The organism is Allobosea sp. 10L417 (assembly GCF_056395485.1).
Genome location: NZ_JBFTJP010000006.1, coordinates 15,944 through 32,002, shown reverse-complemented (window position 1 = coordinate 32,002; position 16,059 = coordinate 15,944). Strand labels below are relative to the sequence as shown.

Annotated in this window: 16 protein-coding genes; 11 read left to right on the top strand and 5 right to left on the bottom strand. The window is 63.9% G+C overall.

The genetic code is table 11. The features are described 5' to 3' along the window. Positions 1–27 precede the first annotated feature (27 nt). From AC1DE3_RS15905 to AC1DE3_RS15895, 3 genes are read right to left on the bottom strand one after another with little or no spacing between them, the layout of a single operon-like run. Positions 28–840, bottom strand: a complete 813-nt coding sequence (locus AC1DE3_RS15905; protein ID WP_441510571.1) for an ABC transporter permease — start codon at positions 838–840, stop codon at positions 28–30. A 4-nt stretch (positions 841–844) separates the two neighbouring features. Beyond that, positions 845–1,780 (bottom strand): ABC transporter permease, encoded by a 936-nt coding sequence (locus AC1DE3_RS15900; RefSeq protein WP_476779917.1) that lies wholly within the window; start codon positions 1,778–1,780, stop codon positions 845–847. Between the two features lie 40 nt (positions 1,781–1,820). Beyond that, entirely contained in the window at positions 1,821–3,347 is a 1,527-nt protein-coding gene (locus AC1DE3_RS15895; protein ID WP_476852553.1) for an ABC transporter substrate-binding protein, read from the bottom strand. A gap of 114 nt (positions 3,348–3,461) precedes the next feature. On the opposite strand from AC1DE3_RS15895, the gene AC1DE3_RS15890 reads away from it, so the two are divergent. The 3 genes from AC1DE3_RS15890 (at position 3,462) to AC1DE3_RS15880 (ending at position 6,061) form a co-directional block, all read left to right on the top strand. Next, positions 3,462–4,340, top strand: coding sequence for a LysR substrate-binding domain-containing protein (locus AC1DE3_RS15890; protein ID WP_441510568.1), 879 nt, complete (start codon positions 3,462–3,464; stop codon positions 4,338–4,340). Continuing rightward, positions 4,337–5,212 carry a LysR substrate-binding domain-containing protein gene (locus AC1DE3_RS15885; RefSeq protein WP_441510567.1) on the top strand — a complete coding sequence of 292 codons (876 nt, stop codon included), beginning with the start codon at positions 4,337–4,339 and terminating at the stop codon, positions 5,210–5,212. Before AC1DE3_RS15890 ends, AC1DE3_RS15885 begins: the two co-directional genes overlap by 4 nt. A 558-nt stretch (positions 5,213–5,770) precedes the next feature. Further along, on the top strand, positions 5,771–6,061 hold the full coding sequence (locus tag AC1DE3_RS15880) for a hypothetical protein (RefSeq protein ID WP_441510565.1): 291 nt from the start codon (positions 5,771–5,773) through the stop codon (positions 6,059–6,061). Here AC1DE3_RS15880 and ku (AC1DE3_RS15875) read toward each other — a convergent pair. After that, positions 6,058–6,876, bottom strand: coding sequence for a non-homologous end joining protein Ku (ku, locus tag AC1DE3_RS15875; protein ID WP_441510564.1), 819 nt, complete (start codon positions 6,874–6,876; stop codon positions 6,058–6,060). The genes AC1DE3_RS15880 and ku (AC1DE3_RS15875) overlap by 4 nt on opposite strands. A gap of 161 nt (positions 6,877–7,037) precedes the next feature. Here ku (AC1DE3_RS15875) and ku (AC1DE3_RS15870) point away from each other — a divergent pair, with 161 nt between their 5' ends. From ku (AC1DE3_RS15870) to AC1DE3_RS15835, 8 genes are all read left to right on the top strand, one after another. Next, positions 7,038–7,838, top strand: coding sequence for a non-homologous end joining protein Ku (gene ku / locus AC1DE3_RS15870; protein WP_441510563.1), 801 nt, complete (start codon positions 7,038–7,040; stop codon positions 7,836–7,838). A gap of 79 nt (positions 7,839–7,917) precedes the next feature. Further along, positions 7,918–8,217 (top strand): hypothetical protein, encoded by a 300-nt coding sequence (locus AC1DE3_RS15865; protein ID WP_441510562.1) that lies wholly within the window; start codon positions 7,918–7,920, stop codon positions 8,215–8,217. A 15-nt stretch (positions 8,218–8,232) separates the two neighbouring features. Beyond that, entirely contained in the window at positions 8,233–8,769 is a 537-nt protein-coding gene (locus AC1DE3_RS15860; RefSeq protein ID WP_441510561.1) for a hypothetical protein, read from the top strand. 95 nt (positions 8,770–8,864) lie between these two features. Then, the gene (locus tag AC1DE3_RS15855) at positions 8,865–9,368 is read left to right on the top strand and encodes a YciE/YciF ferroxidase family protein (protein ID WP_441510560.1); all 504 of its coding nucleotides are present in this window, start codon (positions 8,865–8,867) and stop codon (positions 9,366–9,368) included. 317 nt (positions 9,369–9,685) lie between these two features. Next, entirely contained in the window at positions 9,686–10,171 is a 486-nt protein-coding gene (locus tag AC1DE3_RS15850; protein WP_441510559.1) for a low affinity iron permease family protein, read from the top strand. Positions 10,172–10,273: 102 nt separating this feature from the next. Next, positions 10,274–11,551, top strand: a complete 1,278-nt coding sequence (locus tag AC1DE3_RS15845) for an MFS transporter (protein WP_476852552.1) — start codon at positions 10,274–10,276, stop codon at positions 11,549–11,551. A 71-nt stretch (positions 11,552–11,622) separates the two neighbouring features. After that, entirely contained in the window at positions 11,623–12,684 is a 1,062-nt protein-coding gene (locus AC1DE3_RS15840) for a glycosyltransferase family 4 protein (RefSeq protein WP_441510557.1), read from the top strand. A 53-nt stretch (positions 12,685–12,737) separates the two neighbouring features. Further along, positions 12,738–14,987, top strand: coding sequence for an amylo-alpha-1,6-glucosidase (locus AC1DE3_RS15835; RefSeq protein ID WP_441510556.1), 2,250 nt, complete (start codon positions 12,738–12,740; stop codon positions 14,985–14,987). A 46-nt stretch (positions 14,988–15,033) separates the two neighbouring features. On the opposite strand, the gene AC1DE3_RS15830 is transcribed toward AC1DE3_RS15835, so the two are convergent. Continuing rightward, positions 15,034–15,993 (bottom strand): D-2-hydroxyacid dehydrogenase family protein, encoded by a 960-nt coding sequence (locus AC1DE3_RS15830; protein WP_476779915.1) that lies wholly within the window; start codon positions 15,991–15,993, stop codon positions 15,034–15,036. Between the last annotated feature and the right edge of the window lie 66 nt (positions 15,994–16,059).

Here is a 16,059-nt window from a genome sequence, read left to right as displayed (position 1 = left end):
TGTCGAAGGCGGGTCGGAAAGAACGGATCAGCCCTTCGGCCGAAGCGCGGTGTCGAGGCCTTCGCCGATCAGCGCGAAGGTGACGCCGGTGTAGATGATCGCGAGGCCGGGAAAGGTCGCGATCCACCAGGCGTCGAACAGGAATTGCCGCCCGTCCGCGATCATCAGCCCCCATTCGGGAGTCGGCGGCTGGATGCCGAGCCCGAGGAAGCTGAGCGAGGTCACGGCGAGGATCGTCAGCACCACGTCGGCCATGGCGTAGACGATGGCCGGATTGATCGCATTCGGCAGGATATGGGCGGCGACGATCCGCGGCGTCGTGCAGCCGAGGCTGCGCGCCGCCTGCACGAATTCGAGGTTGCGCAGAACCAGAACCTCGCCGCGCACGATGCGGGCGAAGGAGATCCAGTTCACGAGAAGGAAGGCGAGGTAAAGATTGGTCTCGCCCGGTCCGAGCACGCCGACGATGGCGATGACGAGCACGTAGAAGGGAAAGGCCCAGAAGATGTCGGTGACCCGCATGATGAAGGTGTCGACGCGCCCGCCGACGAAGCCGGAGATCGCGCCGATCATCACGCCGAGGATCGCCGGCGCGGCGACGCAGATCAACGCGACCTTGAGGTCGACATAGCCGCCGGCCAGCACGCGCGATGCCACGTCGCGGCCGAGATCGTCGGTGCCGAACCAGCTAGCCAGGGAAGGCGGCTGCAGCGTGTTGCCGTAATCGACCGCGAAGGGATCCTGCGGCGTCCAGACCTGGCCGAGCGCGACGAAACCGGCGAGCAGCGCCAGCATGCCGAGCCCGGCCATGAGGCTCGGATTGGAGCGAAGACGGTCCATCGACTCACTCCAGCCTGATGCGCGGATCGGCGAGCGCATAGGCGAGATCGGTCGCCAGATTGATCAGCACGACGAGGACGGCGAAGACGATGGTGAGCCCCTGGATCAGCGGGTAGTCGCGAGCGAAGATCGACTCGACGAACAGCGAGCCCAGGCCCGGCAAGGCGAAGACGGTCTCGATCACCACCGTGCCGCCGATCACCCAGCTCGTATGCGCGCCGAGCACCGAGATCGAACTGATCAGCGCATTGGGCAGCACATGAACGCCCATCAGCCGGCCGGTGCCTGCGCCCTTGGCGCGGGCCGTGGTGACATAGTCGGAGCCGAGCACGGCCAGGATGGCGCTGCGCAGGCTGCGGATCGTCAGCGAGGCCGTCGCGAGCGCGATGACCAGTGCCGGCAGGGTGGTGTGGTGCAGCCGGGAGAGGACATCCTCGCCATAGCCCGAGGTCGGAAACAGCGGCAGCCAGATCGCGAAGAGGATGACGAAGATCAGGCCGAGCCAGAAGGAGGGCATCGCGATCACGATCGTGAAGGCGAGCTTGATCGCGAGATCGACCGGCCCGCCGCGGCGCAGCGCCGACCAGAGCGCCAGCGGCACGGTCATCGCGACGGCGAGCGCCGTCGAATAGGCGACGAGCCACAAGGTCGCCGGCAGCCGCTCCAGCACGAGTTGCATCACCGGCCGGGCATGCACGACGGAACGGCCGAGGCTGCCTGAGCCGATATCGGCGAGGAAAAGCAGATATTGCCGCCACAGCGGCAGGTCGAGGCCGAGCCGCTGCTTCATCAGCGCGATCTCCTCCGCGCCGCCGCGAGCGCCGAGGAGGAGCGTCGCAGGGTCGCCGGGGAGGGCACGCAGCAGCAGGAAGCAGGCCAGCGTGATGCCGAACAGGACCGGCACCAGCTGGACGAGGCGCTTGATGATGTAGATCAGCATGGCAGGAGGGTGGGCCGAGGGGCGCCGGGGCGCCCCTGCCTCACTTCAGCTTCACGTCCTCGAGGCGGAAATTCGAGGTCGGAAGCACCTCGAAACCTTCGACATTGCTGCGATAGGCGTAGGAGGTGCCGGGATAGAAGAGGAAGACGGACGGCGCGCCGTCATGGGCGAGCTTGACGATCTCCTGGAACATCTTGCCCCGCTCGGGCCCGTCGGCCGTCACGCGCTCCTTCTCGTAGAGCTCGTTGAGGCGCTCGTTCTTCCACTCGGTATGATAGGCGTTGGCGCGCTCGGGGTTGACGAGCAGGAAGCCGACGAGCTGGTCCGGGTCGATCGTGTCGCTGGTCGCATAGGCCACGGCCATCTCGTAGTCGCCGGCCTTCGTCGTGGTCCAGTGGGTGCCGCCTTCGACGAGGCGGATATCGGCGGTGACGCCGATCTGCTTCAACGCGGCCTGCAGGGCCTGGCCGAGCTGACGATGCAGCGGCTTGCTGGAATCGACGAGCAGCGAGGTCTTGAAGCCATCCTTGTAGCCGGCTTCCGCCAGCAGCGCCTTCGCCTTGGCAACGTCGTGCCCATAGGGCTTCAGGCCCGGATCCGCATAGGCCATCGGCGGCATCGGCGAGTTAGAGACCTTGCCGGTGCCGTAGAGCAGCGCCTTGAGCAGCCCTTCCTTGTCGATGGCGTAGTTGAGGGCCTGCCGGACGCGAACATCGTCGAACGGCTTCTTCCGGGTGTTCATCAGCACGAAATCGGTGCGGAAGACGTTGGCTACCGCCGTCTTGATCTTGCCGTCGCGCCCTAAGCCCTGAAGCTGGTTCAGCGGGATGTCGATCGCTGCGTCGACTTCGCCAGCCTGCAGCTTCAGCACGCGGCTGTTGCCCTCCGGGATGACCATCAGCTCGGCCCCGTCGAGGTCGGGCTTGCCGGCCTGCCAGTAATTCGCATTCTTTTTCAGCGAGAGGCCCTGGCCCTTGTTCCAGGCCGCGACCGTGAACGGGCCGCTGCCGATCGGCTTTTCGAAGAACTTGTCGCCAGCCGCCTCGAACGCCTTCTGCGGCAGGATCGCCGAAGAAAACAGGGCGAGGTTGTTGAGGAGCGGCGTGAACACCTTCTTGAGCTTGAGCACGACGGTGCGGTCGTCCGGCGTCTCGATCGTGTCGATGCCGGAGAAGAAGCGCTTCCAGCTCGAAGCATCGCTGCCGGCGCGCTTCAGGGAGAAGGCGACGTCGGCCGCCGTGACGGGCGTGCCATCCGAGAACTTCGCCTCGCGCAGCCTGAAGCTGTAGGTCATGCCGTCGTCGCTGACCTTCCAGCTCTCGGCGAGGCCGGGCTCGAGCTTCGTGGCGTCCTTGCTCGGCCGCAGCAGCGTGTCGAAGATCAGGAGCTGGGCGTAGATGGAGGCGTTGTCGCTGGTCGCGATCGGATCGAGCGAGACGAGGTCCTGCGTCTGCGCCAGCCGCAACGTCCCCTTGGCGAAGGCAGTGGAAGGCGCTGCCACCAGAGCGGGGGCACCGAGTGCGAGCGCCAGCGCGCCGGCCGAAAGCAACGAGCGAAACTTGGTCATGCCGATCCCCTGATTCATTGGCCGCATTGCGGCGGCGGCTTGCATCCTTCCATAACGACAACTAGTCCTTCCAATGAAACATTCGGCAAGATCATCAACCGTCTGGAATACTCCATGAAGCTGGGCTCCCTGCTGGCGGTCGACATCTTCGTGAGGCTCGGCGGAACGGGCGAGGCGGCGCAGGGTCTGGGCATCAGCCAGTCCGCCGTCATCAAGGCGCTGCGGCAGGCGGAAGACGAGTTCGGGCTCAGCATTGCCACGACCATCCAGGGCCGGCTGGTGCCGACGCCGGAAGCACAGTCGCTGGTCGGGCGCGCTCAACCGCTCTTCAGCGTGCTGCGCCGCGCCCGACATGAGGCGGACATGATCCGCGTCGGCATGGCCGACCGGCTGAGGGTGGCGACGGTCCCGGGGCTGGCCCATAGCATCCTGCCGCCGGCCATCACCCGGACGCGCCGGGACCTCGGCGAGGCCGCCGCGGTCGAAATCATGTTCGACCATGTGCGCGAGCATCTCGGCGCCGGCGAAGCCGATCTCGGCATCTCCTATGGGCCGATGGCGGCGGAGGAGATCGAGGACGTAGCTCTCGGGCACAGCCCGCTTGTCTGCGTGCTCTCGCGAAGGCACCGGCATGCCGGGCGCACGGTACTGTCGCGGGGCGATCTCGAGGGCGAGCGCCTGATCAGCTACGGGCCTGATGGCGTGAGCGCCTCCGACAGCTTCCAGGACGCGTTGATCGGCGCGGGGCTGGCCGGTCGCGTCGCAATCACGGTCCGCCACACCGACACCGCCTGCCATCTGGCCCGCGAGGGCGTCGGCATCGCGCTGGTCGATGGCTTCGTCATCAGCAGCAACCTCGTCGAGGGCCTTGCCGCCTTGCCGCTGGAGCAGAGCCCGCTGGTGACGGCCTTCGCCCATTACCGGCGGGGATCGCTGCTCGATAGGGCTGCCCGGCTGCTCCTCGCGCAGCTTCAGGAACGCCCGGCTCCATGAGACCGTTCACGCCAGCCCACGCCGCCGTGCTCCGTGCGGTGCACCGCTTCGGCACCACGGTCGAGGCCGCGCGCCAGCTGAACCTGACGCAGTCCGCGATCAGCAAGATCATCGCGCGCAGTGAGGCGAGCCTCGGGGTCGAGGTCTTCGAGCGGCGCGAAGGCCGCCTGAGCCTGCGCCTGGAGGCCAGTGCCCTGATGGTTGCCCTCGATGCGGTCGACCAGGAATGGCGCGCCTTGCGGAACGCCGCGGCCAGATTGCGCGCCGGCCAGGAAATGCCGCTGCGCATCGCCTCCACGCCGAGCATCGGCCATGGCATCATCGCCCGCGCCCTGCGCCGCCTGACCGACGAATACCCCCAGGCGCGCGTCGAGCTGATCATGGGCGATGCTCCGACGGAACTCTCGCGGGGGACGGCCGATATCGGCCTGATGTTCTCCCCTCGTGTCACCGACGATATCGCGCTGACACCGCTCGCCGGCGGCTCGATCATCGCTCTGGTGCGCGAGGATGATCCCCTCGCCGGACAGGGCACGGTCAACCTGCACCAGCTCAAGACGCGGCGCATGATCTGCTTCGATCGAGAGAAGTCGCCGCTCGGCTGGCTGATCGCTCAGGCCTATGAACGGGAAGGGCTCGACTATGCGCCCTTCATAACGGTTCCCTACAGCATCTCGGCGGCGCATCTGCTCGCAGAGCCCGGCGATGTCACGCTGATCGACAGTCTGCTGACACAGGCGCAGCGCTTCGATGGTCTGGCCCAGCTTTCGCTTCAGCCCGAGATTCCCACCACGATTTGCCTGATGACCGTGCGCAGCAGGCCGCTCTCGCAACTGGCCGCCCGCTTCGTGGAAATCGTTCGGCAAGGATGATCATCGCGGCGATTGCCGAGTTGACTGCGCTCGTGCAAGGAACTGCAGCCTCGCAGCAAGCGGGTGGCGGAACCTCGCATCGCCGAGCGGGTTGCTGTCATCATCAGTGCGTTGTGTGAGGTGCGAAATGGTCGCTTTGAGGAAGGCTGCGGGGCCGCCCGCGCGCCGGCCCATGCCCGCAAAGCGCGAGCTGTATCGGGAGCGCTGCGAGGACGAATACGGCGACCACTACACCGTCATCGTCTGGCGTGACTGGCCAGGTCTCTCCATGACGTCGTACACGCTCAAGGACGGAAGCCCGGTTCGCTATGAAGATGAAAGCATCTTCTCTCTCCCATCGGGAAAGCTTCTGATGCGATGTATGCGCTGATTGAATGGGTATTTCGGCGGAAATACAAACATTGGACGAGTCGATGTGATCGTCATGTCGATGTTAAATGTGTTGATATCGGCTGATATTCTGTCTCAGAATTTATTGTTGATGTAAGTTTTGCGAGCTTTCCATTTGGCGGAGCGACTCGGCAACGGCCTGTTTCAGATTTCGAGGTTAGCTCAGCGATGACCGATCTCAATCCTCCAGAGGCAGAACTCATCGCCCGGCTTCTGGAGATCATCGCGAGGGAGGGGCTCGTAAAATCCGAATTGCTGGAGCCGCATGCGGCAATCGATGAGATCGGTCTCACTCTCGACGACCTGACCCTGATCGGCAATGTCATCGAACGCGAATTCGATTGCGATATGGTGCCCGACGAAGAAATGCAGGCGTGCAAGACGGTTCGCGAACTCGTCATGTTGATCGGGCTAAGGCTTCAGGCCGCCTCTCGGGCAAGCAAGGACGACGAGGGTTAGGCCGCCTTTCCCTGAGCTTTTCGCCTTGATGGAGCCCGGTCAGGTGCCGCGCTGGCGCGGAGCGCTTCCATGAGGTCGACGACCTTGGGAGACTTCATCTTTTTCGCGATCCTGACTGGCTTGCCTGCCAACTTCGCCTTCACCAGCTGGGCGAGAGCCGCCTCATACCTGTCGTCGAACATGGCCGGGTCGAACTCGCCTCGCTTGGTCTCGATGATGTGCTTGGCGAGATCGAGCATCTCCTTGCGAATCTTGAGCTTTGGAATCTCGTCGAAGGCTTCCGAAGCCGAACGCACCTCGTAGTCGAAGTTCAGCGTATGGGCGACGAGTCCTGGCCCCTGTGCGCGAATCATCAGCGCGCGGTAGCGACGGAACAGAACAGCATGCGCGAGCGCGCCGACCTTGCTCGCTCGAAGAGCTTCCCGGATCACCGCGAAGGCCTCGTCGGCAATCTGCCCCGCGGGCGCCAGATAGTAGGGCTTGTCGAAGTAGATCGTGTCGATGTCGGTGCAGGGGATGAAAGCGGCCACCGCCAGCGTCTTGTCGCTTTCCGGCACAGCCTTCGCGATTTCGTCCGATTCGATCTCGACATAGCGGTCCTTGTCGATCTCGAAGCCCTTGATCTGGTGATCCCTATCGACAGGCTCGTCGGTAACGGGATCGATGAACTCGCGCCGGAGGCGATGGCCGGTGTCGCGGTTGATCATGTGGAACGACACGCGTTCGGCCGTGCTGGCGCCGGTATAGAGCGCGACCGGGCAACTGATCTCGCCGAACTTCAGGTAGCCCTTCCAGTTCGCCCGCACCGCAGCCATGGCACCCACTCCTGACGCAACACCGTCGATTCAATGCATCCGCCGAAGGCAAGTTCCGCCGCGCCGGACCCGTTTCGGATGCCCGGCCAAGTTCCGCTGCGCCGGAACCGTTTCGGATGCCCGGCATTGATCCGCAGTTTCGTTCGCGGAGTCGCGTCGCCATGCCCGCTCGGACCTATTGGAAGGGCTACCTCAAGCTGTCCCTCGTGACCTGCCCGGTCGCCATGACCCCTGCGATGTCGGAGGGCGAAAAGGTTCGTTTCCACACTTTGAACCGCGATACCGGGAATCGTGTCGTCAGCCGCTATGTCGATGCGGAGAGCGGCAAGCCGGTAGACACGGAAGACCAGGCCAGGGGTTACGAGGCGGAGCCCGGTCGCTTCGTCGTGATCGAGGACGAGGAGATCGAGGCGGTCAGGCTCGACACGGTCCGTACCATCGATATCGACAAATTCGTGCCGAAAGACTCGATTCCCTGGATCTACCTCGACAGTCCGCACTATCTGGTGCCTGACGACGAGGTGGCGATCGAGGCCTTCTCCGTCATCCGCGATGCCATGGCGGCGGCGAAGATGGTGGGCATCTCCAGGGTCGTGCTTTACCGGCGCGAGCGGGCCGTGATGCTCGAGCCGCGCGACCGCGGAATCGTCGTTTGGACGCTGCGCTACGGGGACGAAGTTCGCGACGAAAAAGCCTATTTTTCCGATATCGAGAAAGACAAGCCGGAAGCGGAACTTCTGAAACTCGCGCAGAAATTCATCAAGGCCAAAAGCGAAGACTGGTCGCCGGAGATGGTTAAGGATCCCGTCCGGGAGCACCTGCTGAAGCTGATCGCGTCGAAGAAGCGCCGGAAGGGCGCGAGGGTTTCGGCCAGCCGCGACGACGGGAGGCCTGCCAACGTGGTGAATCTGTTCGATGCCCTGAAGAAGAGCCTGCAAGGCGACAAATCTCTGCGAAGTTGAATTCAAGCGGAACAGAATCAGCGGTCCGATCGTTCTAAGTATATCCGCGGCTGAGCCGCGAATATCGAGGTGTCCGAATATGAAGAAGTTTTTGATCGCGTCGCTGATCGCGACGTCGACGACGTTTGGTGCGTTTGCTCAGACTGCTACCACTTCCCCAGTTCCGTCGCCGAAGGGCGACGCGGACAAGAATGCTCCGCTCCCCGGTGCGAATAGTTTCACCGAGGGCCAGGCCAAGAGCCGGCTCGAGGCCAACGGCTATTCGCAGATCGGTCCCCTGACCAAGGATGCGGACGGCGTTTGGAAGGGCAGCGCTTCCCATGGCGGAACGAAGGTGAATGTGACCGTCGATTACCGCGGCAACGTCACGCGCAAGTAAACCGGGAGGCAGCAAATGACTCAGACACTCACCCGTTCCTACGACAGCTACGAAACCGCTCGTTCGGTGGTCGAGGCGCTCGAAGCCGGCGGCGTAAGCGCCGCCGACATCAGCGTGGTCGGCCGGCACGCCAAGGCCGATGACAGCAATGCCGGTGAAGGCGCCGGAATCGGCGCGGCGCTTGGCGGAGCGGCCGGTCTGCTCGCAGGTATCGGACTGCTCGCCATTCCCGGGATCGGCCCGGTGGTCGCGGCGGGCTGGCTCGCCTCCACGGCTGCTGGCGCCGCGGCAGGGGGCGTAGCCGGCGGCATCGTCGGCGCTCTGACCAGCGCCGGTCACAGCGAAGAGGATGCCAACTACTACGCTGAAACGGTTCGTCGTGGCGGCACCGTCGTTTCGGTCCGCGTTGCCGATGAGCAGGTCCCGGCAGTCGAGGCCATCCTCGACGGAGCGACGCCGATCGACCGGAATGCGCGCCTCGCAGAATACCGTGCAGCCGGCTGGAGCCGCTTCGACGAAACGGCGGCTCCGCATCGTTCCACGGTCATATGAGCCGGACCCCCGCCAGCCCTCGAGAGAGGGCTGGCGGGGCGACTTAAAGAGAGGCAAGAGCTGGGGGACCCCTCCTACGAGATGGAGCGACAGCCATGGGTTGGTTTTCCAAGGACATCGCAACGATGGACGACCTCTTCGTTCATACCTTGCGCGACATTTATTACGCCGAGAACCAGATCAAGAAGGCGCTGCCGGATATGGTCGGGAAGGCGACGAGCCCTGAGCTCAAGCGCGGTTTCGAAAACCATCTCCGGGAGACCGAGGGCCAGATCACCCGCCTGAAGGAAGTCTTCCGGCTGCACGGGGTCGAGGAAAAGGGCGTCACCTGTCCCGCTATCGACGGCATCCTCGATGAGGCCAATGAGGTCGCGGGCGAGGTCGAGGACAAGCAGGTGCTCGACGCCGCCCTGATCGCTGCTGCACAGGCGGTCGAGCACTATGAGATCACGCGCTACGGCACGCTGGTGGCCTGGGCAAAGCAGCTGGGTCGAAACGACTGCGCATCGCTGCTGAAGCAGAATCTCGACGAGGAAGCTTCCACCGACGAAAAGCTTACCAAGCTCGCGCTGGATGCGATCAATCGTCGGGCCGCGTGAGGATTTGGGCCCTGCAGAATCCTGGTGGCGCCTTTCACTGGGCCGAGCGGTTTGGATCACTCCGCAAGGCTCGGTGCCGCGGCGTCACATCCCGGGCCCTGCCGAGGTCGGGTCGACGATCACGCGCCCGGAACGGCCGATGCGGTCTCGGGCGGCACCGCCGGGAGCATGGCCGTTTCCCGGAACATTCGAGAGCCGGCCGGGTTTTCATCGCGCGGGATGAGGCAGACCAAGAGATTGGACTGGGGCTGGGGATGCCGGGAGGCAACGAGCGGGCGGCGTGACTTGCGCCTCGCGGCGCATCCGGGACGATGTCAATGAGCAGTTCCATCGAGCATCTCATCCACAAGAACAACAAGGCTTCCCTCTTCACACGACTGGCTCAAGCGGTTGCAAGCTGGACCGGCAAGCCGTTGACGTTCTTTGCTGCCGTCGCTCTGATCGCCGTATGGGCGGCGTCGGGACCTGTCTTCGGGTTCAACGATACATGGCAGCTCGTCATCAACACCTCGACGACGATCGTCACCTTCCTGATGGTCTTCATCATCCAGAACAGTCAGAACCGCGATACAGCCGCGATGCAGATCAAGCTCGACGAGCTGATCATCAGGCTGGAAGGCGCACGCGAAGAATTGCTTGATCTCGAAGAGCTCGACGAGGCCGACCTTTCCGAGATCCGCAAGGACTTTTGCGGGCGGGCTTCAAAGGCCCGGGACCGAGCCGCTGGCCAGAAGCTGCGGCGCACCGCCAGCGAAGCCCCGAACCGCCGACCGGCGCGCGGCGCCGATCCGGCGGTTGGCTGATCGGCCGAAGACGCTCGCAAAAGGCAGGTGGCCAAGACGAGAGGTCCTCTCCGCGCTGGAAGGCAGGAGATTTCGGTGTTCTCCGGGCGATGAGCTTCTTTCGTGCCGTGCCTTCCGAAGACCTCGCCTGACCCTTCGTCCTCGGAACACAGGTGCGAGGATCAATTGTCATATCGGTCGAGCCTCGACTGGCTGAATTTCCTGCTCGCGGATCTGCGCGGAGGCCTCGGGCCTTATGTCAATGTCTTCCTGCTGACGGAGGCTGGCTGGGACCAGGCGACGATCGGTGCCGTGCTGTCCGCCAGCGGTTTGATGGGCATCGTCTTTCACACGCCAATCGGCGCCTTGATCGACGCCACGCCTGCCAAGCGCGGCCTCATCGTTGCTGGATCCTGGTGCCTGGCGGTGCTCGGTGTGAGCATCGTGACGTATCCGACGCTCGCGGTCGTGTTCGCGGCGGATATCAGCATGGCGCTCCTGGGCGCCGTTTTCGCGCCGACTGTCGCTGCGATCACGTTGGGGCTGTTCGGCTCCCACGACATCGCCGGGCAGCTCGGGCGCAATGCCGCGTTCGACCGTTCCGGCAACCTGTTCATCGCCGCGGTCGCCGCGGCGGTCGGCACGCAATTCGGACAACGCGGCGTGTTCTACATGCTTCCGCTGTTCGCCGGATTGTCGATGATCGCGGTCCTTTCGATCCCGGCAAAGGCCATCGATCATCAGCGCGCTCGCGGTCTCGATGACGTCCGTCCAGCTGCCGGTCAGCCTTACGCATGGCGGCGCCTGTTCGCCGAGCGGCCCTTTGCCGTGCTCGCGATCGGCACGGCGCTGTTCCATTTCGCGAATGCGCCAATGCTGGCCCTCGCGAGCCAAAAGCTCGCTTTGGAGGCCAGGGGATTCGAGTCCGCCGTCACCTCGGCGGCGATTATCGTTGCCCAGCTCGCAACGATTCCGATGGCGTTCCTCGTCATGCGCGCCAACCGGATCGGCGGAAAGCCATTGCTCATCCTGGCATTCGCAGCTCTCCCGCTGCGCGGTATCCTTTTTGCCGGAGTCGACAGCCCGTACTGGATGATCGCGTTCCAAATTCTCGATGGGATGGGGGCCGGGCTGTTCGACGTGCTGTTGCCGCTGGTTCTCTACGGCGCCGTCCTAGGCAGCGGTCGCTACAATATGGCGCGCGGCATCATCGGGACCACTCAAGGTATCGGGGGCGCATCGAGCTATGCGTTCGCCGGAGGCCTCGTCGTCTGGGGCGGATACTCAGTCGCCTTCGCCGTGCTCGCCGGGGTGGGGCTGGCGGCTCTCGTTCTGATGCTGATCGCCATGCCTGAGACGATCCCGCGGGGGACGACGGAAATTCACTCCCCGGGAAACTAGCCCGAACTTTCGGCGGGGACAGGCGTTGCTAGCTCGCCGCATTCGCGATGCCGGCGGCGGGAGACAGGCAGATGCGGATCGCCCAGGTTGCGCCGCTGTCGGAGGCAGTTCCTCCCCGAAAATACGGGGGGACGGAACGCGTTGCGTCATGGCTCACCGAGGAACTCGTCCGGCTCGGACATCACGTCACCTTGTTCGCCTCGGGCGATTCCCAAACCTCTGCCGAACTGGTCGCATGCTCGCCACAGGGTTTGCGGCTGGCAGGAATTCGCGATCATACGGCCAGTCATCTCGCCATGTTGGCAAAGGTCCGTGAGCGGCATGCGTCGTTCGATGTCATCCATTTCCACCTCGACCTGCTTCAGCACGCGCTGTTCTCGGACCTGGCCCATAAATGCGTGACGACGCTGCATGGCCGCCTCGATCTGCCCGATTTCCTGCCGGTCTATCAGGCCTTTCCGCAGATGCCGTTGATTTCGATCTCCCAGGGCCAGCGGAAGCCGATGCCTCCAACCGTCAACTGGCTGGCCACGGTACATCACGGCCTGGGGCCGGGGCTGTGTCCCTTCGATGCGAAGGGAGGAGATTACCTGACGTTTCTCGGCCGCATCACGCCGGAGAAACGTCCGGACCGCGCGATCGAGATTGCCAAGCGTGCGGGGATGCCTCTCAAGATCGCGGCGAAGATTGATCCTGTCGACGAGGACTACTTCCGCACCCGGATAGAGCCGCTGCTCGACGATCCGCTGATCGAATTCATCGGCGAGATCGACGAGGCCAGGAAGGCCACACTGCTGGGCGGAGCCAGGGCGTTGCTGTTTCCGATCGATTGGCCCGAGCCATTTGGCCTCGTCATGATCGAGGCCATGTCGGCAGGAACGCCTGTCATCGCATGGCGCAACGGCTCCGTGCCGGAAATCGTGGAGGATGGGGTATCCGGGTTCATCGTCGACACGATCGCGGATGCCGTCGCCGCCTGTCGGCGCTGCGCTGCCCTGGATCGTTGGCGGGTACATGTCCACTACGAGAGTCATTTCACTGCCGCGCGGATGGCGCGCGACTATCTTGCGGCATTCGATCGTTTGCTGGCGTCCCCCCGGAATTCTCGCGGGGCCGCAGAAACGACGCAGTGACGTGAACCAATCGTCTGAACGCACCGCGCGACCTCCGGAGAAGGGCGCTTCCGATGCATGAACAGAACGCCCGGCCAGGGCACCCCCAGATTGCGCCGCAGCATGAGAGGCCGATCGAGCATGCCCTCGATGCCCATCCGTCCCTGGTCGAACGCCCGCTCCGCACCTTGAAGTCCGGCGATACCTTCGCCGTCCTCGACAGCTACGGCGACATCGGGATCACCCCGAACACGTCCGAGGGGCTGTTCTGCAACGACACCAGGCATCTTTCGCGGCTGCAGCTGTATTTCGAGGGCAAGCGGCCCTTGATCCTTTGCTCCGTAATCCAGGACGACAATACCGCCCTGACGGTCGATCTGGCCAATCCGGAAATCGAGCGGGGGGACGGTTCAACCGTGATCCCGCGCGACGCGATCGCGATCGAGCGGACGAAATTCCTCTGGAACGCGGTCTGCTATGAACGCGTCGGATTGCGCAATTTCGATCGGATTCCGCACGAATTCTCGCTGTCGATATCTTTCGAAGCGGATTTTCGCGACCTCTTCGAGGTCCGCGGGATGAAGCGCTCCCGTCGTGGCGAGACGGAGACCGAGATCGGTTCAGGCGCCGCGCGCTTCGCCTATCGTGGTCTCGACGACAGGGTGCGAAGAACGGTCCTTCGCTTCAAGCCGGAACCGTATCATTTGACGAAAGGATTTGCCTCGTTCCGGTTCCGCCTGGAACCTGGCGAGCGAACCTCGCTCCTCGTCACCGTCGCCTGCGATCTCATCAATGATTCGGAACGGCAGATTCCGCCGTTCAGCGACGCCCCCGGCATACCGCCCCAGGACTTCGCCAAGGCCTATCAGGACGCCCGGCGGGATCTTCGTGCGCTGACGGCCAACATCTCCAAGGTGACATCGTCGAACGCCCCCTTCACCGATCTCATCAGGCGATCGACCTCGGACCTGTACATGCTCATGACCCGCGGGGCCGATGGGCTTTATCCCTATGCCGGCATTCCATGGTTCTCGACGATGTTCGGCCGCGACGGGATCATTACCGCCATGATGCTGCTGTGGGCCGATCCTTCGGTCGCGCGCGGCGTCCTGCTGCAGTTGGCGCGGGCACAGGCTGCGATCATCGATCCCGCTGCCGACGCCCAGCCGGGCAAGATTCTGCATGAACGACGAAGCGGAGAGATGGCCAATCTCGGCGAGGTTCCGTTCAAGTTCTACTATGGCTCGGTCGACGCCACCCCGCTGTTCGTCATGCTGGCCGGCCAGTATTTCGATCGCACTGGCGACCTCGCCACCGTCGAACGGCTCTGGGCCAATATCGAGGCCGCGCTCCTCTGGTGCGACACATTCGGCGATCGCGACGGGGACGGATTTGTCGAGTATTTTCGCGAGACGGAAAGCGGGCTGGCCAATCAGGGCTGGAAGGACAGTCACGATTCGATTTTTCATGCCGACGGATCGCTGGCGCGAGGTCCGATCGCCCTCGTCGAAGTCCAGGCCTATGTCTATGCCGCCAGACGGGCCGGAGCGAATATCGCTCGTGCCCTGGGGCTGCGCGACCGTGCCGACGTGCTCGCACAGCAAGCATCGGTTCTGCAGGAGCGCTTCGATCGAGCCTTCTGGTGCGAGGAGCTCGGCTCCTATGCGCTCGCCCTCGATGGCGACAAGCGGCCCTGCCGGGTTCGTTCGTCCAACGCCGGACATGCCTTGTTCGGGGGCATCGCCCTTCCCGAGCGCGCGACCCGGGTTGCTCGCACCCTGATGAGCGAGGGAAGCTTCAGCGGCTGGGGCATCCGGACGCTGAACGTCGGGGAAATACGCTATAATCCGATGTCGTATCACAATGGCTCGGTCTGGCCGCACGATAACGCGCTGATCGCAATCGGCTTTGGTGCCTACGGCTTCAAGTTCGAGGCGGCACGATTATTCGAAGCCCTCGCCAACGTTGCGACCTATCAGGAGCAGCAGCGCCTGCCGGAGCTGTTCTGCGGCTTCCTCAGAAAGCCACGACGTGGTCCGACCGCCTATCCCGTGGCCTGTTCGCCTCAGGCCTGGGCCGCTGCGGCTCCCTTTGCCATGCTGGCCGCTTGCCTCGGGCTGCAGCTTCCGTCCGAGGCAAACGAGATAAAGCTGGTCGACCCGGTACTGCCATCATTTCTCGATGACGTGATCATTCGCGGCCTGACGCTGGGTTCCTCGCAATTCGATCTGCGCGTGCATCGTCACCAAAGCGACGTCACGATCAACATCTTGAAACGCTGGAACGACAGCAACGCACAGGTCACCATGATCAAAACCAAATAAGCTTTCCATCCACGAAACTGCCGTCGGAACCGGCATCTCTCTGCCGTCAGGATGAAGCGCGATCGTCCAGCCATCTCAGGATGTTGTCGACCGTGTCGCGATAAAAGCGCTCATACAGATTTTGCGAGACGTAGCCGATATGCGGCGTCGCGAGCAGGTTTGGCAGGCTCCGCAGCGGATGGTCTGCCGGAAGCGGTTCCTGATCGAAGACATCGATGGCGGCGCCGGCAATCGTCTTGTTTTTGAGCGCGGCGATCAGATCCGCTTCGACCACGATCGGGCCACGCGACGTGTTCACGAGCCGGGCGGTGGGCTTCATGAGCGCCAGCTCCGCGGCGCCGACCAGCCCGCGGGTGCGTCCGCTCAGGACCAGATGGATGCTGAGGATGTCCGCTTGCCGGAACAGGTCCTCCTTCGAAACCCATGTCGCGCCTGCCGTCTCCGCCCGTTCGGCGGTCAGATTCTGGCTCCAGGCGATGACGTTCATGCCGAAGGCCTGGCCAATGCGGGCCATGGCGCCGCCGATATTGCCGAGGCCGAGCAGGCCCAATGTCCGCCCGTGGAGGTCGCTGCCGATCCGGCGCTGCCAGCCGCCGCTGCGAAAGGAGGCGTTCTCCTCAACGAGCCCGCGTGCGCTCGCCAGGATGAGCGCCCAGCTCATCTCGATGGTCGGCGTCGGGAAATAGCCGGTATGGACGACCTGAATGCCATGCTCCTCGGCCGCCTTGGCATCGATCGAGGCATTGCGTGCGCCGGTCGAGGCGATCAGGCGCAGCCGCGGCAGCCCTTCGATGATCGCGCGCGTCATCGGCGTGCGCTCGCGCATCAAGCAGACGATCTCGAAGGGCTGGAGCCGGTCAATGACCGCGTCGGGATCGGCAAGATGATCGTTGAACACGGTGACGCGGGCGCGTCCGCCAAGCGCGGACCAGTCCGCCATCGACAGGGCTACATTCTGATAATCGTCCAGCACGGCGATGTTCACGGGCGCGGAGTGGGCGGACATGCGCTTTCTCCTCATGATCCTGACAGGCGACCGACCCGAGACGCTAACCGTCTCGCGAGCCCGCGA

What these genes read in the sequence shown, in the direction of transcription:
- AC1DE3_RS15905 (WP_441510571.1), bottom strand. Translation starts at nt 840, where the DNA reads ATGGACCGTCTTCGCTCCAATCCGAGCCTCATGGCCGGGCTCGGCATG.
- AC1DE3_RS15900 (WP_476779917.1), bottom strand. Translation starts at nt 1,780, where the DNA reads ATGCTGATCTACATCATCAAGCGCCTCGTCCAGCTGGTGCCGGTCCTG.
- AC1DE3_RS15895 (WP_476852553.1), bottom strand. Translation starts at nt 3,347, where the DNA reads ATGACCAAGTTTCGCTCGTTGCTTTCGGCCGGCGCGCTGGCGCTCGCA.
- AC1DE3_RS15890 (WP_441510568.1), top strand. Translation starts at nt 3,462, where the DNA reads ATGAAGCTGGGCTCCCTGCTGGCGGTCGACATCTTCGTGAGGCTCGGC.
- AC1DE3_RS15885 (WP_441510567.1), top strand. Translation starts at nt 4,337, where the DNA reads ATGAGACCGTTCACGCCAGCCCACGCCGCCGTGCTCCGTGCGGTGCAC.
- AC1DE3_RS15880 (WP_441510565.1), top strand. Translation starts at nt 5,771, where the DNA reads ATGACCGATCTCAATCCTCCAGAGGCAGAACTCATCGCCCGGCTTCTG.
- ku (WP_441510564.1), bottom strand. Translation starts at nt 6,876, where the DNA reads ATGGCTGCGGTGCGGGCGAACTGGAAGGGCTACCTGAAGTTCGGCGAG.
- ku (WP_441510563.1), top strand. Translation starts at nt 7,038, where the DNA reads ATGCCCGCTCGGACCTATTGGAAGGGCTACCTCAAGCTGTCCCTCGTG.
- AC1DE3_RS15865 (WP_441510562.1), top strand. Translation starts at nt 7,918, where the DNA reads ATGAAGAAGTTTTTGATCGCGTCGCTGATCGCGACGTCGACGACGTTT.
- AC1DE3_RS15860 (WP_441510561.1), top strand. Translation starts at nt 8,233, where the DNA reads ATGACTCAGACACTCACCCGTTCCTACGACAGCTACGAAACCGCTCGT.
- AC1DE3_RS15855 (WP_441510560.1), top strand. Translation starts at nt 8,865, where the DNA reads ATGGGTTGGTTTTCCAAGGACATCGCAACGATGGACGACCTCTTCGTT.
- AC1DE3_RS15850 (WP_441510559.1), top strand. Translation starts at nt 9,686, where the DNA reads ATGAGCAGTTCCATCGAGCATCTCATCCACAAGAACAACAAGGCTTCC.
- AC1DE3_RS15840 (WP_441510557.1), top strand. Translation starts at nt 11,623, where the DNA reads ATGCGGATCGCCCAGGTTGCGCCGCTGTCGGAGGCAGTTCCTCCCCGA.
- AC1DE3_RS15835 (WP_441510556.1), top strand. Translation starts at nt 12,738, where the DNA reads ATGCATGAACAGAACGCCCGGCCAGGGCACCCCCAGATTGCGCCGCAG.
- AC1DE3_RS15830 (WP_476779915.1), bottom strand. Translation starts at nt 15,993, where the DNA reads ATGTCCGCCCACTCCGCGCCCGTGAACATCGCCGTGCTGGACGATTAT.